The organism is Nocardia sp. NBC_00508, assembly GCF_036346875.1.
Classification (GTDB): Bacteria; Actinomycetota; Actinomycetes; order Mycobacteriales; family Mycobacteriaceae; genus Nocardia.
Genome location: NZ_CP107852.1, coordinates 4,243,265 through 4,266,527, shown reverse-complemented (window position 1 = coordinate 4,266,527; position 23,263 = coordinate 4,243,265). Strand labels below are relative to the sequence as shown.

Annotated in this window: 22 protein-coding genes; 11 read left to right on the top strand and 11 right to left on the bottom strand. The window is 67.9% G+C overall.

What is annotated here, in order from left to right; translation table 11 throughout:
- The first annotated feature begins 185 nt into the window (after positions 1 to 185).
- Entirely contained in the window at positions 186 to 848 is a 663-nt protein-coding gene (gene phoU, locus OHA40_RS18995) for a phosphate signaling complex protein PhoU (RefSeq protein WP_330228258.1), read from the top strand.
- Between the two features lie 247 nt (positions 849 to 1,095).
- Here the strand turns inward: phoU and pstB are convergent, their stop codons facing one another.
- From pstB to OHA40_RS18965, 6 genes are all read right to left on the bottom strand, one after another.
- Positions 1,096 to 1,872, bottom strand: a complete 777-nt coding sequence (gene pstB, locus OHA40_RS18990) for a phosphate ABC transporter ATP-binding protein PstB (protein ID WP_040773748.1) — start codon at positions 1,870 to 1,872, stop codon at positions 1,096 to 1,098.
- Between the two features lie 22 nt (positions 1,873 to 1,894).
- The gene (gene pstA, locus OHA40_RS18985; RefSeq protein WP_330228257.1) at positions 1,895 to 2,797 is read right to left on the bottom strand and encodes a phosphate ABC transporter permease PstA; all 903 of its coding nucleotides are present in this window, start codon (positions 2,795 to 2,797) and stop codon (positions 1,895 to 1,897) included.
- Positions 2,797 to 3,768, bottom strand: a complete 972-nt coding sequence (pstC, locus tag OHA40_RS18980) for a phosphate ABC transporter permease subunit PstC (protein WP_330228256.1) — start codon at positions 3,766 to 3,768, stop codon at positions 2,797 to 2,799. Before pstC ends, pstA begins: the two co-directional genes overlap by 1 nt.
- A gap of 88 nt (positions 3,769 to 3,856) precedes the next feature.
- The gene (gene pstS, locus OHA40_RS18975; RefSeq protein WP_330228255.1) at positions 3,857 to 4,969 is read right to left on the bottom strand and encodes a phosphate ABC transporter substrate-binding protein PstS; all 1,113 of its coding nucleotides are present in this window, start codon (positions 4,967 to 4,969) and stop codon (positions 3,857 to 3,859) included.
- A gap of 241 nt (positions 4,970 to 5,210) precedes the next feature.
- On the bottom strand, positions 5,211 to 6,131 hold the full coding sequence (gene mshD, locus OHA40_RS18970; RefSeq protein ID WP_330228254.1) for a mycothiol synthase: 921 nt from the start codon (positions 6,129 to 6,131) through the stop codon (positions 5,211 to 5,213).
- 140 nt (positions 6,132 to 6,271) lie between these two features.
- Complete coding sequence (locus OHA40_RS18965; protein WP_330228253.1) at positions 6,272 to 7,036, bottom strand: winged helix-turn-helix transcriptional regulator; 765 nt, start codon at positions 7,034 to 7,036, stop codon at positions 6,272 to 6,274.
- A 298-nt stretch (positions 7,037 to 7,334) separates the two neighbouring features.
- On the opposite strand from OHA40_RS18965, the gene OHA40_RS18960 reads away from it, so the two are divergent.
- The 6 genes from OHA40_RS18960 (at position 7,335) to OHA40_RS18935 (ending at position 11,540) form a co-directional block, all read left to right on the top strand.
- Positions 7,335 to 8,135, top strand: a complete 801-nt coding sequence (locus OHA40_RS18960) for an LmeA family phospholipid-binding protein (RefSeq protein WP_330234267.1) — start codon at positions 7,335 to 7,337, stop codon at positions 8,133 to 8,135.
- The gene (locus OHA40_RS18955) at positions 8,132 to 8,575 is read left to right on the top strand and encodes a thioredoxin family protein (RefSeq protein WP_330228252.1); all 444 of its coding nucleotides are present in this window, start codon (positions 8,132 to 8,134) and stop codon (positions 8,573 to 8,575) included. The genes OHA40_RS18960 and OHA40_RS18955 overlap by 4 nt, the downstream gene beginning before the upstream one ends.
- A 325-nt stretch (positions 8,576 to 8,900) precedes the next feature.
- On the top strand, positions 8,901 to 9,470 hold the full coding sequence (locus OHA40_RS18950; protein WP_330228251.1) for a DUF4395 domain-containing protein: 570 nt from the start codon (positions 8,901 to 8,903) through the stop codon (positions 9,468 to 9,470).
- Positions 9,471 to 9,500: 30 nt separating this feature from the next.
- Positions 9,501 to 10,334: a sulfurtransferase gene (locus OHA40_RS18945; RefSeq protein ID WP_330228250.1), complete on the top strand. Its 834-nt coding sequence runs from the start codon at positions 9,501 to 9,503 to the stop codon at positions 10,332 to 10,334.
- Between the two features lie 5 nt (positions 10,335 to 10,339).
- Positions 10,340 to 10,645, top strand: a complete 306-nt coding sequence (locus OHA40_RS18940; protein WP_040773727.1) for a DUF1416 domain-containing protein — start codon at positions 10,340 to 10,342, stop codon at positions 10,643 to 10,645.
- Between the two features lie 187 nt (positions 10,646 to 10,832).
- Complete coding sequence (locus OHA40_RS18935) at positions 10,833 to 11,540, top strand: FABP family protein (RefSeq protein ID WP_330228249.1); 708 nt, start codon at positions 10,833 to 10,835, stop codon at positions 11,538 to 11,540.
- 464 nt (positions 11,541 to 12,004) lie between these two features.
- Here the strand turns inward: OHA40_RS18935 and cydC are convergent, their stop codons facing one another.
- The 5 genes from cydC to OHA40_RS18910 all read right to left on the bottom strand — a co-directional run bounded on the left by cydC (position 12,005) and on the right by OHA40_RS18910 (position 19,699).
- Positions 12,005 to 13,897: a thiol reductant ABC exporter subunit CydC gene (cydC, locus tag OHA40_RS18930; RefSeq protein ID WP_442943753.1), complete on the bottom strand. Its 1,893-nt coding sequence runs from the start codon at positions 13,895 to 13,897 to the stop codon at positions 12,005 to 12,007.
- Positions 13,894 to 15,834: an ABC transporter ATP-binding protein/permease gene (locus OHA40_RS18925; protein ID WP_330228248.1), complete on the bottom strand. Its 1,941-nt coding sequence runs from the start codon at positions 15,832 to 15,834 to the stop codon at positions 13,894 to 13,896. The genes cydC and OHA40_RS18925 overlap by 4 nt, the downstream gene beginning before the upstream one ends.
- A gap of 4 nt (positions 15,835 to 15,838) precedes the next feature.
- Complete coding sequence (cydB, locus tag OHA40_RS18920; RefSeq protein WP_330228247.1) at positions 15,839 to 16,870, bottom strand: cytochrome d ubiquinol oxidase subunit II; 1,032 nt, start codon at positions 16,868 to 16,870, stop codon at positions 15,839 to 15,841.
- Between the two features lie 9 nt (positions 16,871 to 16,879).
- Positions 16,880 to 18,373: a cytochrome ubiquinol oxidase subunit I gene (locus OHA40_RS18915; RefSeq protein ID WP_330228246.1), complete on the bottom strand. Its 1,494-nt coding sequence runs from the start codon at positions 18,371 to 18,373 to the stop codon at positions 16,880 to 16,882.
- Between the two features lie 405 nt (positions 18,374 to 18,778).
- A complete protein-coding gene (locus OHA40_RS18910; protein ID WP_330228245.1) occupies positions 18,779 to 19,699 on the bottom strand; it encodes an aminodeoxychorismate lyase in 921 nt (306 codons plus the stop codon).
- 248 nt (positions 19,700 to 19,947) lie between these two features.
- On the opposite strand from OHA40_RS18910, the gene ygfZ reads away from it, so the two are divergent.
- From ygfZ to OHA40_RS18890, 4 genes are all read left to right on the top strand, one after another.
- Positions 19,948 to 21,063, top strand: coding sequence for a CAF17-like 4Fe-4S cluster assembly/insertion protein YgfZ (gene ygfZ / locus OHA40_RS18905; RefSeq protein WP_330228244.1), 1,116 nt, complete (start codon positions 19,948 to 19,950; stop codon positions 21,061 to 21,063).
- A 101-nt stretch (positions 21,064 to 21,164) separates the two neighbouring features.
- Positions 21,165 to 21,872: an MOSC domain-containing protein gene (locus OHA40_RS18900; protein ID WP_330228243.1), complete on the top strand. Its 708-nt coding sequence runs from the start codon at positions 21,165 to 21,167 to the stop codon at positions 21,870 to 21,872.
- Positions 21,869 to 22,822 (top strand): asparaginase, encoded by a 954-nt coding sequence (locus OHA40_RS18895; RefSeq protein ID WP_330228242.1) that lies wholly within the window; start codon positions 21,869 to 21,871, stop codon positions 22,820 to 22,822. Before OHA40_RS18900 ends, OHA40_RS18895 begins: the two co-directional genes overlap by 4 nt.
- A 175-nt stretch (positions 22,823 to 22,997) precedes the next feature.
- Positions 22,998 to 23,213 carry a DUF3073 domain-containing protein gene (locus OHA40_RS18890; protein WP_330228241.1) on the top strand — a complete coding sequence of 72 codons (216 nt, stop codon included), beginning with the start codon at positions 22,998 to 23,000 and terminating at the stop codon, positions 23,211 to 23,213.
- Positions 23,214 to 23,263: the final 50 nt, after the last annotated feature.

Genomic DNA, 23,263 nt, shown 5'->3' with positions numbered 1-23,263 from the left:
GCACGGTCGCGCCCACTGTGCGATGCGGATCACATTTCCGGGGCCCGCGGCCGCGTCGAGACCGAGATCGGCCGCGCGATGTCAGCGAGCATTCCGCCTGCGGCAACACATGCGCTAACAGTTCGTACCGGTCATTCACTCGGTGTTCGTGACTTGGTCAGCGCGGAGAACTAGTGTCAGTTTTCATGCGTGTCATCTACAACGAGCAAATGGCCGAACTCGCCACCCTCCTGGGCGAGATGGCCGGCTTGGCCGGCTCGGCCATGGACCGGGCGACCCAGTCGCTGCTCCAGGCCGACCTGGCTCTGGCCGAGCAGGTGATCAGTGAGTACGACCGGATCCACGAGCTGATCCAGGACGCCGAGGAGAAGGCCTTCGCCTTGCTCGCGCTGCAGGCCCCGGTGGCGGGTGATCTGCGGCAGGTGGTGAGCACGATCCAGATCGTCGGCGACGTGAACCGGATGGGCGCGCTCGCGTTGCACGTGGCGAAGGTCACGCGCAGGCGCCACCCGAACCATGCACTGCCGGAGGCCGTCAATGGCTACTTCGCCGAGATGGGTCGCATCGCGGTGAACATGGGTGCGGGCGCCAGGGAGGTGCTGGAGACCCGCGACCCCGAGCGCGCCGCACAGCTGAACGAGGACGACGAGGCGATGGACGACTTACACCGTCACCTATTCACGCTGCTCATGGACCGGGACTGGAAGTACGGCGTCGCTGCCGCGGTCGACGTCACACTGCTCGGCCGCTACTACGAGCGCTTCGCCGACCACGCCGTCGAAATCGGCCGCCGGGTCATCTTCCTGGTCACCGGCGTCCTTCCGCCTGACCCGGACGCCGAGTCGTAATTGAAAGCCTTGGCGCTGGAGACCAGCCTGGCATTCGTCAATCGGCGAGCTGCTCGGTAGCCGAACCCAGCGCCCACAAGGCCGCACCCGGTTCCCGGCCGATCACGCATGCCCGCATCGGACTATCGCAGCGGCATCGGCAAGAAGACAGATGCAGATACGCGGAAGGTCCTGGGCAGCCGAGTTGCCGCCCAGGACCTTCGCCGTGCTCATACCGCGTCGACCGAGACGCGATGGGTGGCTGGAATCAGCCGAAGCGACCCGAGATGTAGTCCTCCGTGGCCTTCTGCGAAGGGTTGGAGAAGATCTTCTCGGTGTCGTCGATCTCGATCAGCTTGCCCGGCTTGCCCTGGGCCTCCAGGTTGAAGAAGCCGGTCTGGTCACTCACGCGCGCGGCCTGCTGCATGTTGTGGGTGACGATGACGATGGTGAATTCCTTCTTCAGCTCGGTGATCAGGTCCTCGATCGCCAGGGTGGAGATCGGGTCCAGCGCCGAGCAGGGCTCGTCCATCAGCAGCACATCGGGTGATACCGCGATGGCGCGTGCGATGCACAGACGCTGCTGCTGACCGCCGGAGAGACCGCCGCCCGGCTTGTCCAGGCGGTCCTTCACCTCGTTCCAGAGATTGGCGCCGCGCAGCGAGCGCTCGGCGACCTCGTCGAGCTCCTTCTTGTTGCGAACGCCCTGCAGCTTGAGCCCCGCGACCACGTTGTCCCTGATGGACATGGTGGGGAAGGGGTTCGGCCGCTGGAAGACCATGCCGATGGTGCGACGCACGCCCACCGGGTCGACCTGCGTGCCGTAGATGTCCTCGCCGTCCAGCAGCACCGCGCCCTCGACGCGGGCGTTCGGGGTTACCTCGTGCATGCGGTTGAGCGAACGCAGCACGGTGGACTTGCCACAGCCGGACGGACCGATGAAGGCGGTCACGCTGCGCGGCAGCACGGTCAGCGACACCTCGGACACGGCATGGAACTTGCCGTAGTAGATGTTCAGATCTTTGACGTCGATCCGCTTGGCCATTTTTCGGTAATCCGTTCCGCTTCTATCGGTTCCGCGTGAGCAGCCGGTTGACGACCGCCGCCGCCAGGTACAGGAAGGCAATGATGAGAATGAGAGTCAATGCCGCGCCCCAGACCCGCGCCCGTCCGGCGGCTTCGGGGTTGGCCAGCTCCTGGTAGATCAACAACGGCAGCGACGCCATATTGCCGTCGAAGATGTTCATGTTGATCGACTTGCTGTAGCCGACCAGCACCAGCACCGGAGCGGTTTCACCCATCACCCTGGCGATGGCCAGCAGAATGCCACTGATCATGCCGGGCAGCGCGGTCGGAACCACGATCCGCACAATCGTCTTCCACTTGGGGACACCGAGGGCGTAGGACGCTTCGCGCAGCTCGTCGGGCACCAGTTTGAGCATTTCCTCGGTGCTGCGAACGACCACAGGCAACATCAGCAGCACCAACGCCAGCGAAACGGCCAACGAACTCTGCGGGAACCCGAGCGTCGCGATCCACAGCGCGAAGATGAACAACGCCGCGACGATCGACGGCACACCCGCCAGAATGTCGACCATGAATGTCGTGGTCTTGGCCAGAGTTCCGCGACCGTACTCGACCAGATACACCGCGGCCATGATGCCCAGCGGCACCGCGATGACCGTCGCGACCAGCGATTGCGCGATGGTCCCGTAGATCGCGTGGTAGACGCCGCCCGCGAACTGGTTGGGCAGCACGCCCTTCAGCGAGTTCTGCCACCAGTTCAGCTTGACCACAGCGTTGAAACCCTTGGTGACCACCATGAGCAGCACCCAGCCCAGCGGCACGAGCGCGATGCCGAACGCCAGCCAGACCAATCCGGTCGCGGTGTTGTTCCGCACCCGCCGGCTGAGGCTCACATGCCGGAAGGTGGGGGCTTTGACCGGCCGGTCCAATGTCGACGTGGTCATCACCCGTTCACCCTTCCGCCGGCGGCGAGGCGCGCCAGCGCGTTCACGACGAAGGTCAGCGCGAACAGCACGAAGCCTGCCGCGATGTACGCGCCGGTCGGCAGCGGCTCACTGAATTCCGCTGCCGCCGAGGCGATTTTGGAGGCGAAGGTGTAACCGCCGTCGAACACCGACCACTGCCCCGGCTGCGCGGCCGTCTTCAGCACGATCAGCACGGCGATCGTCTCACCGAGCGCGCGTCCGAGGCCGAGCATGGCTCCGGCGATCATGCCGCTGCGCCCGTAGGGCAGCACGGTCATCCGGACGACCTCCCACTTCGTCGCGCCGAGCGCCTGTGCCGCTTCGATGTGCGCGCGGGGGGTGAGGTTGAAGACCTCGCGGCTGACCGATGTGATGATCGGCAGGATCATCACCGCGAGCACGACGCCCGCGGTGAAGATCGTGCCGCCGCTGGCCAGCGGGATATTGCCGTCCGAGAACAGGAACAGCCAGCCCAGCTTGTCGTTGAGGAAGGTCTGCACCGGCTCCAGTTGCGGAGCGAGGACCAGAATTCCCCAGAGACCGAACACGATCGAAGGCACCGCCGCCAGGAGATCGACGAGCACCGAGAACGGCCGCGCCAGTGTCTTCGGCGCGTAGTGCGTGAGAAACAGCGCGATGCCGATGCCGACCGGAACCGCGAGCACCAAGGCGAAGATCGAACTCAGCACCGTCACCATGAACAGATCCCGGATGCCGAACCGTAGGTTGTCGGCATCGGAAGTGTTGAACTCGGCGCTGGTGAAGAAGCTCGCGTCGTTCGCCAGTACCGAAGGCACCGCGCGAATCAACAGGAACAGCGCGATCAGCGCGATGGAGGCGACGATGATCGCGCCCGCCGTCGTGGCCAGCGAGCGGAAGATGATCTCCGCACGCGGACTGTGACGGCGGCCGGTCTCGGCGGCCGGTTCGGTGCTCGGATTACTCGGCATGGGCGCAGTATCTCCGCCCGCCCGCTGGACAGTCGAATCCGACTGTCCAGCGGCGGCAACTTCGTCGTGCACGGTCATGGGTTCGCTATCAGGAGATGGCGTTGATGGCGGTGGTCAGCTTGGTCTTGAACTGCTCCGGGATCGGGATGTACCCGGCCTCGTCCAGACCCTGCTGGCCGTTGGTGACCGCCGAGGTGAGGAAGGCCTTGACCGCCTTGGCCGTGTTGGCGTCGGCGTACTTCGAGCACACGATCTCGTAGGTCGGCATCACGATCGGGTACGCGCCCGCCGCGGTCGGCTTGTAGAACGAGGAGGTGTCGATGATCAGGTCGTTACCCTGGCCCGAGATCTTGGCCGACTCGATGGCCTTGCCCGCCGACGCGACGCTCAGCGTCACCGGGTCCTTGCTCGCCGAGGTGACGATCCGCGCGACCGACAGGTTCTGCGCCTTCGCGAAGGACCACTCGTTGTAGGTGATCGAGTTCTTGGTGGTCTTCACTGCGGCCGAGGTGCCCTCGTTGCCCTTCGAGCCCGCGCCGACGCCACCGACGAACGCCTTGCCCGCGCCCTTGCCCCAGGCACCGTCGGAAGCGGCGTCCAGGTAGAGCTGGAAGTTGTCCGTGGTGCCCGACTCGTCGCTGCGGAAGATCACCGCGATCGGCTCGGACGGCAGTTTGGCGTTCGGGTTCAGCGCCTTGATCTCCGGGGCGTCCCAGGTGGTGACGGCGCCGTTGAAGATCTTGGCGGCGGTCGGGCCGTCCAGCGCCAGGTCGGTCACGCCGTCGATGTTGTAGGTGATCGCGACGGGGCCGAACACCGCGGGGAGGTTCCACGCGGGCGAGCCGCAGCGGTCGGCGGCCTTCTTCGGCTCGTCCTTCTTCGAGCTCAGCGGCGAGTCGGAGCCACCGAAATCGGTCTGGCCACCGAGGAACTCGCTCACACCCGCGCCGGAGCCGCTCGAGGTGTAGTTGAGCGTGGCACCGTCGCAGTTCTTCTCGTAGGCGGCGATGAAGCGCTCCATCGCGTTCTTCTGCGACGAGGCGCCACTGGCCTTGAGGGCCTCTTTACCACCACACGCGACGTCGACCTTGGCAACGTTGTTCGAGTCGGTCGAGGTGTTGTCGTCGCTACCACACGCCGCGAGTGTCATGGCGCCGACGGCCAGCACACCAACGAGGGCGCTGCTGCGCTTGAAATTCACTATTCCTCCGGAATGGCGTTCTACTCGTCCGGTCCCTCACCGGCCCGGACGGGTGTTGTGGTGCTGTTCGCGGGGAACTTGCGCACCAGGCAGCAGTATGCTGCCCTGACTCAACCTAGGGTCACGTGGTTGACAGTTGGACCGACCTGGGTGAACGGGAGGTGAACAGCCCGGCGCGATTGCACCCGGTACGTGTGACGTTTGCCCCAGTTTTACTCGGAGACACCGAGTCCGCCGCCTGCTATTCAGCCTCGGCCGCCGCGTAGGCGACGTCGACGTGAGCCGTGGCGAATCCGAGACGGGTATAGGTGCGCACCGCGGCAACGTTGTCGGCCTCGGTATACAGCAACACCTCGGCTAGGCCGCGGTCACGCAGGTGGCGCAATCCGGCCAGGGTGAGCAGACGACCGAGCCCGCGACCCTGGGCGGCCGGGTCGATCCCGACCACGTAGACCTCACCGAGCGGCGGGTTCTGCTCGTAATGCACCTTGGTCCAATGGAATCCGAGCAGGCGCTCGGGGTCGTCGGCGGCACAGGCCAGGAACAGGCCCTGCGGATCGAACCACGGCTCGGTGCGGCGGACGGCGATGTCGCGTTCGGTCCACCCACCCTGTTCGGGATGCCAGGCGAAGGCGGCCTTGTTCACCCGCAGCAACTCCGGGTCGTCGGCGGGACCGGCATAGGTGCGCAGTACCAGGTCGTCCGGCACGGCCAGTTCCGGTAGCTCCGGTGTAGCCAGAGACCGCCGCATCTGCCACAGCTCACGCGCCGTGCGCAGCCCGAGTCCGGCCGCGACGGACTTGGCTGCGGGGAGATCACCATGTGCCCACACCCGCGCTCCCGGACCGCCTGCGGCGAGCGCGGCCGTGACCAGATCGGTACCCACTCCATGGCCGCGCGCCGATGGATCGACCGCGACCTCGGCCATCGCCGGGTGTTCGCCATGCGCGGGAACGAGATTCGCGTACCCGACGATCACGCCGTCGCGCCGGGCGAGCAGATGGCGCGGCCCGGTGTGGTCGCCCGAGGTCACCGACAGCACAGCCTGTTCCGAGATCGGGGCCACACCGTCCGCGGCGGTGGCCCGGGCGAGCAGATCGGTGATCGCCCGCACCGCATCCGCGTCCGGACGGTCGATCCACTGTGTCGTCGCGCCGCTCATCGGCCTCCGTTCTTCGAGCCATCATCGGACCCCGTGTGGAGTTCCGCTCTTGGCAACGCCGTGGCAGCCAGCCGCATTTCGGCGTCGGCCGACCGCGCTGCGGGGCTAGCGAAGACAACGCGGCAGCCCGCCGCGAGGACTCACTGCGCCGAGCCGTTGATCGGCGCGAACGGGGAGTCGTCGGTGCCCTCGTTCTCGTCGTCCGGGAAGTTCACCTGTTCGCTCTTGCTCGCTGCCCGCGATGGACGCACGGCCTTGTAGCCGACATTGCGGACCGTGCCGATCAGGGACTCGTACTCGCTGCCGAGCTTGGCGCGCAACCGCCGGACGTGCACGTCCACGGTGCGGGTGCCGCCGAAGAAGTCGTAGCCCCACACCTCCTGCAACAACTGCGCACGGGTGAACACCCGGCCCGCGTGCTGCGCGAGGTACTTCAGCAGCTCGAACTCCTTGTAGGTGAGGTCGAGGGGGCGTCCGCGCAGCCGGGCGGTGTAGGTGCCCTCGTCGATCACCAGCTCGCCGAGGGTGATCTTGCCGCTGTTCTCCGGGCTGGCCACGCCGCCGTTGCGCCCGACCAGCAGCCGCAGCCTGGCGTCGAGTTCGGCAGGCCCGGTGCCGGGCAGCAGGATGTCGTCGAGTCCCCAGTCGGCGTTCACCGCGACCAGTCCGCCCTCGGTGAGCACCGCGACCACCGGCACGGACGAGCCGGTACTACCGAGCAGACGGCAGAGGCCACGAGCGGCGGCCAGATCGGTGCGCGCGTCCACCAGGGCGACATCCGCGGAGCCCGCCTCGAGCAGCGAGGCCACTTCCGTGGGCGCGGGGCGGACGTTGTGCGGGAGCAGCGCCAGCGAGGGCAACACCGACTCAGGGTTGGGGTCGGAGGTAAGCAGGAGCAGCTCCACAGGCCCTCCTCCCATCTCGTAGCTTCGCGCATGCGGCAGCACCGCCGTTGCCACGTCGCTAATCACAGGTAATCGGATGCAAGATTAGCGCGTAACCCGGGATGACCACGCATTCCGGGGTCGGGCACCGCACCGCGGGCCGCCCGGGAGCCGGGTTCGGGCCACCCGATAGGGTGCGTACGTGGGTTACCCTGCGCATCGGGCACCCAGCACACACGAGTTGCCCGGCGCGGAATTCGAACGCGTGCCGCGCGGCGGCCAACCGGCGCGGCCCGAGACCCGGGAGAGACGGGGGAGCATGCGGAAGCTGATCATCGGCCTGCTGTGTCTGGCCGGATTCGCGATCGTCGTCGACTTCAGCACCGCGGCCTATTCGGAATATCGCGTGTCACGGGCGCTGCGGGACGGCGCCGATCTCACCGCCGACCCGGAAGTGACGATTCACGGTTTCCCCTTCCTCGGGCAGGCGTGGGACAGCCGCTACGACCGCGTCGAGATCCGGGCGCGCGCCAAGCGAGAGGACATTCCCGGCGAGACCGCATTGGAAGCGACGCTGACCGGAGTGCGGCTTCCGCTGGGCGAACTGGTCGACGGCAGCCTGCGCGGCGTCCCCGTCGAGCGAGTGGACAGCAGGCTGCGGGTCGAGCCGACCGAGCTCGGCAGGCTGTTCACCATTCCCGACCTGCAGGTGCACTCGCGCCCCGCGGACAAATCCGACGGGACCGGAGGGTCGGGCGGCTCCGGCATGACCACCACGGGCGCGCTGGTGCTCACCGGCACCTTGCCGGAGACCCCCGGCGCCCAGTACGGCGGCGAAAAGGTCAGCGTGAAGGCCGATCTGTTCCTCGACGGCGACCAGGTGAGGATCGTGGCGACCGGCTTCTATCGCGGCAGCCCCGGCACCGAGACCATGCCGGTGGCAGTGATCACCGAGGCCGATCGCCCTGCCGTGCTCGCCCGGTTCACCCGTACCATCGACACCAAGGAGTTGCCGTTCGGTGTCCGGCCCACCAAGGTCTCCGCCCAGGGCGGTCAGATCGTCGTGGAGGGCAAGGGCGTGAACGTCACGATCGACCTCGACCGATTGCACCGACCATGATCGAAATCACCATCCTGGCAGTGGTCCTGCTCGCCGCGCTCACCGTGGGCGTCCTGCTGCGCCGCCGCCACGGCAAGGTGCGCGCGGCGAACAGCATCGACCTGTCCGAATCGGCGCGGGCCGAACTGCTCGCGGCCGTCGGCGTGACCGGTGCCGGTCCCGCGGTGCTGCATTTCTCCGCCGAGTGGTGCGGACCGTGCGCTGCTGTTCGCCGGGTGGTTGCCAACGTCACGGATCAACTGGCCGGATCGGCACAGCCGCCGCAGGACATCGAAGTGGATATCGACGCCGAACCCGCGCTCGCGCGCGAGTTGAACGTGCTCTCCCTGCCGACCACGTTCGTCTTCGACGTCGAGGGCAGGGAACGGTTCCGGATCTCCGGCGTGCCGAAGGCCACGGATCTGCACTCCGCGCTCGAGCCGCTCACCGTAGCCGCATAGTCCTGCGCCGGGCGATGGAAGCCAAAGCAGCCGCCTGAGCTGCGACGACAAGCCCCCTCGACGGTTCTGACGCCCCCCGGGTCCAATTCCCCCGCCGAATTGGGTAAACTGCTTGCCGTGCTTGCCAACCACGAGCTGATGCTCACCCGACGCCGCACAGTTGATCTGTGTCGGCTCGGTGGTTGTTGCTGCCTGTGCCGCTGATCGGTCGGCTTCCCGGATTCCCTGACGCCGACCGCTGCCCGCCGCGCGAGTGATCTCACGATCCCCCGGCGAACTGGCAACTTCCCAGTCATCAGACTTATTCAGCGCAGGAGTACGCACAATGTCCACCGAGATCCGCAATAATTCCGGAACCGCCCCTCCCTTTACCGACCAGGTCGACGTCCGCGGACCGCGCTTCACGGCGTGGGTCACCACCGGGGTCCTCGTTCTGGTCCTGCTCGCCGCCGCGTTCTCGCCGGCCGCCGCGGCAGTGCTGATCGCCCTGCAGGCGGTCGCCTTCGCCATCGGCGCCGCCTACGGGCCGCGCCGCCACCCGTACGGCCGGATCTACGCTGCGTTCGTCGCGCCGCGGCTCGCGCCGACCAGCACGACCGAGCCGGCGGCTCCGCTGCGGTTCGCGCAATTGCTCGGCCTGGCCTTCGCGGGCGTCAGCTTGCTGGGCTTCGCGCTCGGCTCCACCGTCGTCGGCGCCGTATTCGCCGGCTTCGCCCTGTTCGCGGCGTTCCTGAACGCGGCGTTCGGGATCTGCCTGGGTTGCCAGATCTATCCGCTGGTCGCCCGCGTCCGCCGGACCGGTCCGGTGGGCGGTGTTCGCGAACCCTCCGTGGTTACGCGAGCTGCCGCCTCCGGCCCTGACACGAACACCGCCGGGTCCCCGGCATCGAACTGAACCCTGCACGTCATCTCTGAAAGGAAAACAATGGCTCGCTCCGATGTCCTGGTCTCCGTTGACTGGGCCGAAGAGAACCTCAACGCCCCCGGCGTCGTCTTCGTCGAGGTCGACGAGGACACCTCCGCCTACGACGGTGGGCACATCGAGGGTGCCGTCCGGCTCGACTGGAAGAAGGACCTGCAGGACCAGGTTCGTCGCGACTTCGTGAACCAGGAGCAGTTCTCCGACCTGCTCTCGGCGCGCGGCATCTCGAACGACGACGAGGTCATCCTGTACGGCGGCAACAACAACTGGTTCGCCGCGTACGCCTACTGGTACTTCAAGCTGTACGGCCACAACAACGTCAAGCTGCTCGACGGCGGCCGCAAGAAGTGGGAACTGGACGGCCGCCCGCTGTCGAGCGAAGCAGTCAACCGGCCGGCCACCCAGTACAAGGCGGCCGCGCCGGACCTCTCGATCCGCGCCTTCCGCGACGAGGTCATCGCCGCCATCGGCACCAAGAACCTGGTCGATGTGCGTTCGCCTGACGAGTTCACCGGCAAGATCCTGGCGCCCGCGCATCTGCCGCAGGAGCAGAGCCAGCGTCCCGGCCACATCCCCGGAGCCATCAACGTGCCGTGGAGCAAGGCCGCGAACGAGGACGGCACCTTCAAGTCCGACGCCGACCTGACCGAGATCTACAAGGATGCCGGGCTGGACGGCGAGAAGGACACCATTGCCTACTGCCGGATCGGTGAGCGTTCCTCGCACACCTGGTTCGTGCTGCAGGAACTGCTCGGCCACCAGAATGTCAAGAACTACGACGGGAGCTGGACCGAATACGGCTCCCTCGTCGGCGCACCGATCGAGTTGGGAGAGTAATCAATATGTGTGCAGCACCGACACAAGGCCAGGCCATCCCGGCGGGCGTCGACGTGGAGAAGGAGACGGTCATCACCGGCCGTGTCCTGAGCACCGACGGCCAGCCGGTGGGCGGCGCGTTCGTGCGCCTGCTCGACGGCAACGGTGATTTCACCGCCGAGGTCGTCGCCTCGGGCACCGGTGACTTCCGGTTCTTCGCGGCTCCCGGCGCGTGGACCGTCCGTGCGCTGTCCTCGGCGGGCAACGGCTCCGCCGAAGTGCGCCCCGAGGGCGCGGGAATCCACGCGGTCGACGTCGCGGTCGCCAAGTAAGTCACCGCACTCGCCGAACGGCCCCGGTGCTTTCCTCCGACGGAAGCACCGGGGCCGTTTGCGCGCCGCGCCGCGGGTGTCGTTAGACTCCGAACGTGGTCCTCTTCTTCGAGATTCTGCTGGTGGCTGTGGCCGTGCTGATCGGCTGGTTCGGCCTGTACGTCTTCTACCGGCTGTTCACCGAATCATGAGCGAACTCGCGAGCGAAGGTTCCAATCCGGCCGAGCGAGCGAGTGAACAACTGAACGGCAGCGCTCCGGCCGATGCCGCTGCTCGGCGCAGCGGTGACCGGGCCGTGGCCGACGCTGCCGAACGGGCGAAATCCACCGCCGCCCGCAATATCCCGGTCCTGCCGGATCTGCCGCTGCCCGAGGACACCGCCAATCTGCGGCTCGGCCCGGATCTGAGCGCATCGATGCTCGCGCTGCTGCCGCTGGTCGGCGTCTGGCGTGGCGAGGGCGAAGGCAACGATCCCGAGCGCGGCGACTACCGGTTCGGCCAGCAGATCGTCGTCTCGCATGACGGCGGCGACTTCCTCTCCTGGGAATCCAAGTCCTGGGTGATCGACGCCGAAGGCAATTACGGCGGCCCCGACCTGCGCGAGAGCGGCTTCTGGCGGGTCGGCATCGACGGCAACGACGAGATCATCGAGCTGCTGCTCACGCACAGCAGCGGCATCGTCGAGCTCTTCTACGGCCAGGCGCTGACCCAGTCGTCCTGGGAGCTGGCCACCGACGTGGTGATCCGCAGCCAGTCGGGCGTCGTCGTCGGCGGCGCCAAGCGCCTCTACGGCATCGTCGAAGGCGGCGACCTCGCCTACGTCGAAGAACGCGTCGTCGCCGACGGCCCTCTCCAACCCCGCCTCTCCGCCCGCCTACAGCGCTACATCGGATGAGTAGGCCGTTCCGCATCGGCCGAGTTCGCCGATCCGCTGAGCTATCGGAGCAGCTGTACTGCCGTTGAGCTTCTGCCGACGCGACAACTGATTTCGTCAGCACATGGGTAACTCACCGGGTACGCCCAAAACTCACCCATACACCCAACGCAGGACCTGTCACCAACCCGAGCGGCACTCACTAGTACGGCCTGAATACGCGGAGAGGCGGAACAGACCTGAATACGCGGAGAGGCGGAACAGAACAGCCCCCGAGCCTTACCGGTGCGTTTTGATGCGCACGGGTCCGGTCGGACAGACCGGAGCTCGGGGGCCGGGTGACTGCCTGGTATTCGCTCAGCGCTCGCGCGGGCGAAAACCACCTGCAGCGGTGGCGCTAGCGGACAGCCACCTCACGTGTCCTAGAAATAACCATTATTCGAACCACCTCCTTCCTGTGTACGAACGAATCTAGCGAGGCGTCGTCAGGTCGGCAACGGAATTTCTCGGTGGGCGGAAGTGGTGGTCTCCGGCCGTGTGCCGTCGGCCGCAAAATCGGTTGCCGCCTGGTCTGATGCATCGATCCGGAGCACCGCGTCGGCCCGATGATCTCGAGGCAGTTGATGCGTGACGACGACCACGACGCGATCCGCTTCCACCAGGCCGCTGTCGGCGTCCAGCAGATCGCACAGCAGCCGCGCACCGGCCGCCGCCTCCAAGTGCTCGGTCGGTTCGTCGAGGAGCAACACACGTGCGGGTGATACGAGGGCACGCGCCATGAGGATGCGGCGGCGCTGGCCCCCCGACACGGCCGCCGCTCCCCCGACCAGGTGGGTATGCACGCCATCGGGCAGTCCGTCCAACCAGTCACCGAGGCCGACTGTCCGCAAGGCGCTTCCGGCTTCCGCCTCGGTGAGGTCGCCGCGGGCGACCCGCAGATTTTCCAGCACCGAGGTGCCGAACAGGTGCGCGTCCTCGGCGAAGAAGGTGACGCCGGGCCGCGGCGTGTCGAACAGGCCCGCCCATGCCATCAGCAGCGTCGTCTTCCCGGCGCCACTCGGGCCTACCACCGCGATCCGCCGCCCCTCCGGCAGCTCCGGCACGCAGGCGCCTACCGCACGGCCCGAACCGGCCATCGGCTCCGACATATCCACCGCGGTAGCGGTCACCGCCGACGTCTCCATCCCATCGGTCTCCCTCGCCGACGTGACTGTGCGAGCACCCGCCACGGCCGTCGTCCTATTGCCGATTCGAGTAACCATCGTCGCGGCGGGATGCGTTGTCCGTGACCGCGAGGCGGTTGTCGTTGGATCGCCGTCGAATCCGACCAGTCGACGCAGGGCCGCGCGGGCGGTGGTCAGCGCCTGCGCCGCCGCGGGTAGCGGGCCGACCGCCTCGAAAGCCGACAGCGGCAGCAGGACCAGCACGGTGAGGGCCATGGGCGTCATCGCGCCCGCGGTCCCGCCGTCGGGGCCGTAGAGGGTGATGCCGATCAGCAAAGCGCCAAGCACGCTGGCGCCGATCGACAGTGGCGTGGCTGCTGCCGACCAGGCGCTGCGCGAGGCGGCGGTGTCCTCCGCGGCGACAGCCCGGCGTGCGGCGTCCGCCGCCGCATCGAGTGCGGCGTCCAACCGACCCGCGACGCGCAGCTCGGCCGCGTGGTCGAGCACGGTGAGGGCCCGCGCGGTGAACTCGGCGCGGTCGGCGCGCACGGCACGCTCGGCCGCACGCGCCGCGTTGGCCGACAGCCACGGAGCGACGACACCGGACAGCGCGAGCGCACCCGCCAGGATCGCGGCAGCACCCATCGAGATCGTGGCCAGCAGCCCGATCGCAGCCGCGGAGAGCACGACGGCGACCGCGACGGGCACGAAAACCCGCACCACGACCGACCCCAGATCATCGATATCGCTGCCGATCCGGACGAGGAGATCACCCCGGCGCGGTGGAGTGGAACCACCGCCGTCGGCGCGCGGCGAGTTCGACCCGTCGGTGTCGCTGCTCGACTGCCCGGGTCGACGCAGCCAGAAGTCCGAGCGCGCCAGCGTTCGATAGACCGTCGTCCGCGCCGCCGTCATAGCGCGCAAGGCGACGTCATGCGTGGCGAGGCGCTCCAGGTACCGGCACAGGCCCCGCGAAATGCCGAGGGCGCGCACCGCGACCACGGCGATGCTCAGGTCCAGCACCGGCGGCATCTGCCAGGCGCGGGCGATCAACCATGCGGCCAGCGCCGCGAGGCCGAGCCCGCTACCCAACGCGAGTACACCCCAGGCGATCGCCACCGCGACCCGCCAGCGGGACAACTCGAGCAGTGCCCACATCCGGCGCAGATCGCCGAGCAGCGTGGTGCCGGTGTCGCGCGAAAGGGTTTGCGTCATGACAGCCGCTCCGTTCCCACCGCACCGGTCTCGGTTCGCGACACCCGGGCGGCACGAACCTGGACGACACGGTCGGCTGCGGCCAGCACGGTGGGACGGTGCCCGATGACGATCACCGTGGCGCCCGCGCGAGCTCGTACCCGAAGCGCGGCCAGGACCGTGGCCTCCGCAGTGGCGTCCAGGTGCGCGGTCGGCTCGTCCAGCAGCAGGATCGGGCGGTCGGCGGCCAGCACCCTGGTCAGCGCGAGCCGTTGGCGTTGGCCGAGCGACAGCCCGACACCGCCGGGGCCGACCACGGTGTTCCACCGATCCGGCAGCTCATCGAGCACGGCGTCGAAACCGGTGGCGACGCAGGCCGCCTCGAGGTCGTCGACAACCCGGGCCGGTCCCCGCGGGGCATCGTCCACCGTCTGGGCGCCGAGCAGCTCCAGGTTCTCCCGCAGCGTGCCGGGAACGAGCACCGGCCGCTGCGGCAGCCACGCCACGCGCGCCCACCATCGCTGCACATCCATTTCGCGCAGGTCGATCCCGTCGACGGTCACCGCGCCCCGATCAGGCGCGATCAAGCCCAGAATCGCCTGTATGGCCGTCGATTTCCCGCTTCCGTTGGGACCGGCGAGCACGGTCATGGAGCCGGGCGAGAATGTTGCCGACAGTCCCGCGGGCGCGAATCCGTCCCGCGCACCCATCGACAGGTCGGTGACCTCGACCAAGCCTGCGCCCGAAATACTGCTGCGAGGCACCGAGACGGATGCAACTCCTGGCGCGGGAACGACAGCGCTACTGCTCGCACGGGAGCCCTTGTCGGGCAGAGCATTCCGGCCCTGTTCCGGCTGATCCGGCGCTGCTTGCCGGATAGACGCGGTATCGCCGCAGGCAGGCGCCGATTCGAGAATCGCGAACGCTTTGTCCGCGGCCGCCATGCCGTCCTGCGCGGCGTGGAAACGCTCGCCGACCATGCGCAGCGGCAGGTAGACCTCTGGCGCCAGCACCAGGGCGACCAGTCCCGCGTAGAGGCTCATCTCCCCGAATACCAGGCGCAGCCCGATGGAGACCGCGATCAGTGCCACGCTCAGCGTCGCCAGCAACTCCAGCACCATCGAGGACAGAAAGGCGATGCGCAGGGCGCGCATCGTGCGCAGCCGCAATGCGTCACCGAGATCCCGCACGCGGTGCTGCATGGTGTGCCCGCGTCCGGCGTCGCTGCCCAGCGGACCGGGGTCGGCACCGACCTGCCGTGCGTGTGCGGAAGGCGGGGGAACGATCTCCGCCTCGCCGGTCTCCCGGCCGAGCGCCCGTAACGTCGGCATGCCCGCGAACAGATCGAGCAACTGATCCGACAGCCGGGTGGTAGCCGCGAGCGTGGCTTCGGCCCGCCCCTGGGTCAGCAGGCCGATGAGGATCATGAAGATCGGGATCAGCGGCAATGTGATCACCACGATCACACCGGAGGTCAGATCGTGCGCCGCGATGACCGCGAGCACGATCGGCGGAACCAGCGCCGCCAACAGCAGCGCGGGCACGTAACCGACGAGATAGCCGCGCAGCCCGGACAGCCCGGCACCGACGACCACGGCCAGCTCGGTCCGCCGCGAATCCAGTTCCCGCGGCGACAACCGCGCGCCTGCCGCGAGCACCGCGGTTTCCAACTCCGCCACCACGCTGGCACCCGCCCGATGGGCCAGCCGGGACTGGACCCAGGTGGCCAGCACGCGGACCGCGATCGCGAGGGCGAGGGCGGTCAGCTCCGTGGTCCACGCGCCCACGGTGCGCTGGCCGGGATCGGTGACAACCCCGGCGAGCACCCGTCCGATCAGCACGGCCGCCAGCACGATCGCACCGGTGATCAGCAACGACAGCGCGACACTCAGCGCCAGATAGCTACGCGCCGAGCGGGCGTACCGCCACAGGCGTGGATCGATCGGCGGGCGGGCCATGCCATCAATCCTGCACGGGTCCCAACGGCAGCCCCACCGGTGCGGGAATCTGCTCGAGGGTGATCCGCTTGCGGAATACCCAATACGTCCACCCCTGGTACACCAGCACGACGGGCGCGACGAACAGCGCGGCCCAGCTCATCACCTTCAAGGTGTATGGCGTCGAGGACGCGTTGTGGATGGTCAGGTCGAAGGCCGCGTCGATGGTCGAGGGCAGCACATTCGGGAACAGCGATCCGAACAGCAACGCGGTCGCCGCCGCCACGGTCGCCGTGGTCCCGGTGAACGCCCATCCGTCGCGGTGGGCGAAATCTGCCGCCGCCGCGACGACCAGTGCGAGCACCGCGAGCGCCAACGCGATCCAGGTCCACCCGGTCCCATAGGCCAGCTGGGTCCACAGCCCGAATCCACCGACCACGACCACGGTCGGGGCCAGCAGCAGCCGGGCGGTGCGCCGCGCGTCGTCACGCACCTCGCCGCCGGTCTTGAGCACCAGGAACATCGCGCCGTGCAGCGCGAACAGCAGTCCGGTGGCCGATCCGCCGAGCAGGGCGTAGGGCCCGAACAGGTCGGCCACCGAGCCGGCGAGCTGCTTCTTCTCGTTCAGCGGGACCCCGTGCACCACGTTCGCGAACACCCAGCCCCAGGCCAGCGCCGGAATCCAGGAACCGATACCGATACCGATGTCGCAGCGGGCGCGCCAGCGCGGGTCATCGATCTTGCCGCGGTACTCGATGGCGCAGATACGCAGGATCAATGCGACGAGCACCAGCAGCAGCGCAAGATAGAAGCCGGAGAACAGGCTGGCGTACCACTCCGGGAATGCCGCGAACATCCCCGCGGCCGCGGTGATCAGCCATACCTCATTGGCATCCCACACCGGCCCGATCGTGTTGAGCACCACGCGCCGTCGCTTATCGGACCCCTTGCCCAGAATCGGCATGAGCATTCCGACGCCGAAGTCGAAGCCCTCCAGCACGAAATAGCCTGTGAACAGCACGCCGATCAGGACGAACCAGAACTCTTGCAAACTCATCGCAGGCTCCTAGTAAGCGAACGAAAGTTGTTCGACGGCAGGTTCTTCGGCACGGCGGCCACCCGAAGCCTCGTCGGTGTCGCTGGACTCGCCCTTGGCGGGCGCGGCGGGGTCCGGTCCGTGGATCACATACCTGCGCATCAGGTAGAACCACACCACCGCGAGCGCACCGTACAGCAGCGTGAAGGTGATCAGCGAGAACAGCACGACGCCGGGCGAATGGTTGGAGACACCCTGCTGCACGGTGAGGCGCAGGTTCGGATCGCCGGTCGGGTTCGGCACGACCACCCACGGCTGGCGTCCCATCTCGGTGAACACCCATCCGGCGCTGTTGGCCAGGAACGGCGTCGGGATGGCGAGCAGGCTCAGCCAGGAGAACCATCGCTGGTCCGGCACCCGGCCGCGGCGGGTGAGCCACAGCCCGGCCAGGGCGAGCAGCGCCGAGCCCGCTGACAGGCCGATCATGGCGCGGAACGACCAGTAGGTGACGAACAGGTTCGGCCGGTAGTCGCCGACACCGAAGTGTTCGTTGTAGGCCTTCTGCAGGTCGACGACGCCATCCAGCGTCACCCCGGTGAACGAGCCCTCGGCCAGCCAGGGCAGCACATACGGCACCTCGAGCACGTGCGTGACGCTGTCGCAGTTGTTGTGCGTGCCGACGGTGAGCACGGAGAAGTCGGGGTCGGTCGCGGTGTGGCACAGCGATTCCGCCGACGCCATCTTCATCGGCTGCTGCTCGAACATCAGCTTGCCCTGAACGTCACCGGTATAGACCAGCGCGGCCAGCGACACGATCGTCACGACGATGCCCGCCCGGGCCGCGGGCCGCCACATGGCGCGCGCCTCGGCCAGTTTCGCTTCGTCGCCGCTGCGCGCGTTGCGTACCATCCACCAGCCCGCGATGCCGGCCACGAATGTGCCTGCGGTCAGGAAGGAACCAGCGACCACGTGCGGAAAGGCGGCCAGCGTTGTGTTGTTGGTGAGCACCGCGACGATGCTGTTCAGCTCGGCGCGCCCGGTTTCCGGGTTGTACTTCGCGCCGACCGGGTGTTGCATGAACGAGTTGGCCGCGACGATGAAGTAGGCCGAGGCGTTCACGCCGATGGCGACCATCCAGATGGCGCCGAGATGCAGCAGTTTCGGCAAACGGGTCCAGCCGAAGATCCACAGCCCGAGGAACGTCGACTCCATGAAGAAGGCGACCAGACCTTCCAGCGCGAGCGGGGCGCCGAACACGTCACCGACGAACCGGGAGTACTCGCTCCAGTTCATCCCGAACTGGAACTCCTGCACTATGCCGGTCGCGACACCGAGCGCGAAGTTGATCAGGAACAGCTTGCCGAAGAACTTGGTCAGCCGTAGCCAGTGCTGCTTGCCGGTGATCACCCATGCCGTCTGCATGGCGGCGACCAGCGGCGCGAGACCTATCGTCAGCGGCACCAGGAGAAAGTGGTAGACCGTCGTGATGCCGAACTGCCATCGCGAGATGTCCAGCGCGCTCAAGCCGACCTCCTGCGTATCTACGACGTGTCGTAGTAAGCCTACGCCGGAGGCGGTCCTCGACAATGAGTCCTAGACCACGACCAGCGGGGTCTTTCCGCTCGAATCGCCGGTTTCCCGTGCTCGTCGCCACCCCGCGCCCGCCCGAATAGGACGGAGATCACGGGAGCGGCGCTCCCCTGCCTCTCCGGGTCTCAGGCCGTACTAGTCGGTGACATGAGATTTGCGTGCAGGTCCTGCGTCGGGGCCGCTCGAGTACGGGCGTACCCGGTGAGTTACCCATGTACCGCGGAGATCGCGTCAGCGAGAAGCCAACGGTGGGTGCCACCACGCCGGTCAGGGCCGTGTGACCAACCCTGGGCGCCACTCACCCTTGCGGCCTGAATACGCGGAGAGGGACCAGGCCCCTTACCAGTCGCCAATGGCTCCCGCGCGCTCGATGCCGCGATTCACCAACGCGATGATCTCCGGCGCGTTGTCCGGTGCGGACATGCGCAGACCGTCCAGCGAATTCACGCGCGCCGCCAGCGAGATGCTCGACAGCATCCAAATGCTGTCGCAGGTGAGCAGGTCGGCGGTGAACAACGAGTCGTACCGGCACTGCCACCCGGCCTTCTCCGCCTCGGCGAACAGCGCGCGCTGGGTGACACCGGGCAGCACGCCGTTCTTCGGGGGCGGAGTGATCAGCTGCTTGTCGCGCGCGATCACCACGCTGGAGCGCGGGCCCTCCAGGACCCGATTCTCGGTGCTGGTGAAGATCACGTCGTCCGCGCCCATCCGCGCGGCGAACCGTAGCGCGGCCATATTGGTGGCGTAGGACAGCGTCTTGGCCCCCAGCAACTGCCACGGCGCGGCCTGTGCCAGATCGATCGAGATACCGCGCGACAAACTCACCACCGCGACGCCTTCGGTGCGGGCCTTCTCGACGCGCTCGGACACCGGCACCACCAGCACGAAGGCTGTCGGCACCGGCACGGCGGCAGCGAGATCACCGGTCTTCACCTTGTCGGGCGCGCCGGCCAACTCGGAGTCGCGGCCGCGGGTGAGCACCAGCCGCATCACGCCTTCGCGCTCGCTGCCCCACTCCTTCGCGGCGGTCTCGACCGCCTCCCGCCACTTGCCCAGCTCCGGCTCGGGCAGATCCAGCGCCTGCGCGGAGCGACGCAATCTGCCTAGATGAAATTCGATCGCGCACGCAACTCCCGCGCGCACGAGCACCGTTTCGAAGACACCGTCACCGCGTAATACGCCAATATCGTCCGCAAACAACAACGGCGCGTCCGCATCACGGACCACGCCATCGAGTGTTACCAGAACTCGATCCACCATGCGTTGAGCGTAGGCGGTAGGAGCGGACAATGCCTACGTCACGGCCGCTTTCGCAAGACCTTTTGTCAATGTTCCTTGCGGCGTCGACCGTAATGCTCGAGAAATGCCGATCCGCTATGCCCGACTCGGGCTCAGCGGCCCGGCTCATCCACCACTGTGCGGCCACGCAGAGAAGACTCAGCCGGACGAAGTCCGTCTTAGCGGCGCCGGGGTGAGCGGCGGCGAGGCAGCCGCCTAGAGTGGGAAAGGTGTCCGTGGTCGTTGCGCCCAGCCCCATCCTCAGTGTGTCGGGAGCCGTCGCGGGAGCGGCGGGTTCGCCCGACGCCGCCGTCGCCTGGCACTACGGCGACCCGTTCGGCGAACAGCGCGCCGCGGTGGATCGCGCCGCGATCGTCGACCGCTCGCATCGCTTCGTCCTGCGCATCAGCGGCGCGGAGCGGCTCACCTGGTTGCACACCATCACCAGTCAGCATGTCGCCGCTCTCGGTGACGGGCAGTCCGCGGAGAACCTGGACCTCGATCTGAACGGCCGGGTGCTGCACCACTTCGTGCTCACCGAGCTGGACGGCACGGTGTGGATCGATACCGAGGCCGAGCATGGGCCCGATCTGCTCGCGTTCTTGCAAAAGATGGTGTTCTGGGCCGACGCGCAGCCTGCCGAAGCCACCGACCACGCGGTGCTGAGCCTGCTCGGTCCACGGATCGGCGACTTGACCGAGGCGCTCGGCATCGCCGCCCTCCCCGGGGTGTACCAGGCGACGCCGCTGCCCGGCGGCGGGTTCCTGCGCCGGATGCCGTGGCCGACGGCGGACTCGTTCGACCTGGTCATCCCGCGCGACCAGCTGGCCGACCGGTGGACCCGACTGACCGCGGCCGGAGCGGCGCCCGCCGGGATGTGGACGTTCGAGGCGCTGCGGGTCGCAGCCGTTCGTCCCCGGATCGGACTGGATACCGACGAGCGGACCATCCCGCACGAGGCCCACTGGATCGGCGGCGTCGCCGAACACGGCGCTGTCCACCTCGACAAAGGCTGCTACCGCGGCCAGGAGACCGTCGCCAGGGTGCACAATCTCGGCAAACCGCCGCGGCATCTGCTGCTGTTGCATCTGGACGGCTCGGCGGACGAGCGCCCGGCCACCGGCGACGACGTCACCGCCGGCGGCCGCGCGGTCGGCAGACTCGGTACCGTCGTCGATCACTACGAACTCGGCCCCATCGCGCTGGCCCTGGTCAAGCGAACGGTTCCGGCCGATACCGCGCTCGTCGCGGGCCCGGTCGCGGCGTCCATCGATCCCGATTCGGTGCTCGCCGACGACGCGCCGCAGGCAGGCCGGATCGCGGTCGACCGGCTACGCGGGCGCTGAATCCGTTGACGAACGAGCGGTCGGCCAGGGGATTTCCCCGCCGGCATCCCCACTCCCGCTCAGCGCCCAGTTCCCGATTCCAGACGAGAGGAGCGCTGTCCATGCGCATCGGTGACTCCGGAGAGGTCCTCGCCACCTGCGTCGTGCACGCCGACCTCGAGGTACCGGGACGAGTCGGCCGCACCGCGATCGACAAAAGGCCGGTAGCGGGACGGGTCGCGGTGCGCGTTCTGGGTTTGGACGGCGACCACGTCTGCGACACCGAGCACCACGGTGGCGTGCACCAGGCCGTATACGCGTACGCCGACGAGGACGCCCGCCGCTGGGGCGCGGAACTCGGCCGCGAACTGCCCGCGGGCTGGTTCGGCGAAAACCTGCGCATCACCGGTCTCCCGGTCAGCGATGCGGTGATCGGCTCGCGCTGGTCGATCGGCGACACCCTCTTGGAAGTGAGCGCTCCGCGGGTGCCGTGCGCCACCTTCCAGCACTGGAGCGGCGAGCGGCAGTGGGTAAAGCGGTTCGCGCTGCGCAGCGACACCGGTGCCTACCTGCGTGTGCTCACCGAAGGCACGATCGGCGCAGGCGATCGGGTCGCGGTGGCGCACGTCCCCGAGCACGGCATCACCGTCCGGGACGTGTTCACCGGCGACGATCTCGACCTGCTCGCGATCCTGCTCGCCGACGAGCCGACCATCTCCGATGACGTGCGGATGCAGATCGAACGACACGCGCGCAGGCAGACGAACGCCGCGCGCGCCGCCGCGCGCCGAGCCGGCGAGGACGAACTCAGCACGGGAGCCCAACTGTGAGTGTGGAACTGGTCGAGGTCGTCCGCTCGGGCTTCCGCGAGTGCGTGCACCGCGGCTCGGTGGTGGTGCTCGACGCCGTGGGCGAACCCACTCTGACGCTCGGCGAGGTGCACCTGCCGATCTTCCCGCGCTCGACGAACAAACCGATGCAGGCGATCACCATGCTGCGCAACGGTTTCGAACCGCTCGACGACGCCGAACTGGCCATCGCCGCCGCCTCGCACTACGGCGAGCCGGACCACGTCGCCCTGGTGCGCAGGTTGCTCGACCGCTTCGACTTTTCGGAGTCGGACCTCGCGTGCCCGGCCGACCTGCCATACGACGAGCGCGCCCGCGCCGCGGCACTCTCCGGCGGACAGCAGCCGCACCCGATCTACATGAACTGCTCCGGCAAGCACGCGGCGATGCTCGCGACCTGCGCGGTCAACGGCTGGCCCACCGATGGCTACCTGGACCAGGCGCATCCGTTGCAGCGCGCGGTGATCGCCACGGTTGCCGACCTGACCGGCGAGCCGGAATCCGATCTGGGCATCGATGGCTGCGGACTGCCGATCGTCCCGGTATCGCTGGTGAACCTGGCCCGGGTGTTCGCGATGATGGCGACCGCCGAACCCGGCACCCCGGAACGCCGGGTGGCCGACGCCGTCCGCGCTCATCCGCGAGTGATTTCCGGCACGAACGGGCCCGACCTGCTCGCCATGCGAGCAACCCCGGGACTGCTGTGCAAGATCGGCGCGGACGGCGTGCACGCTGGTGCGCTGCCGGACGGATCGTCCTTCGCGTACAAGATCGACGACGGTCACGACCGCGCCCGGATCCCGCTGACGCTGGCCATTCTGCATCGGATGGGGATCGAATGGACCGATGCGCATGCGGAACTGGCGGCCCCTGCCGTGCTCGGCGGCGGTGCACGAGTCGGTGTGATCCGCGCGATACCCGGAGTCGTGTAGCGATTCGACCGCGGGGCGACAAGCGGGCAAACGGCACCAGTTCCTGAGTTCTTCACCCACTCCTGGAAGCGAGACCGCCGGACACACGCTAAAGTGTCTGTCAGGAAGAGTATTAATTCGAACGGGGCCGCCACCAAACCCCAGGCCGCCCCGCTGTGACGCGAGGGGGTCAGCCATGGGCCGTGGCCGGGCTAAGGCAAAGCAGACCAAGGTCGCACGGGAGCTGAAGTACAGTTCGCCGTCGACCGACTTCGCGAGCCTTCAGCGCGAGCTTTCGGGAAGCCCCAACTCCCAGCGGAGTGGTGGTGTGCTGTCCGATGAGCACGACGCGGACGACTCCTTGTCCCGCTGGGACGAGGACGACGACTACAACGACGACTGGCGCCGCTGACTCGGATCACGTTCGAAGGGGGAGGCCGACGGGCCTCCCCCTTCGAGCGT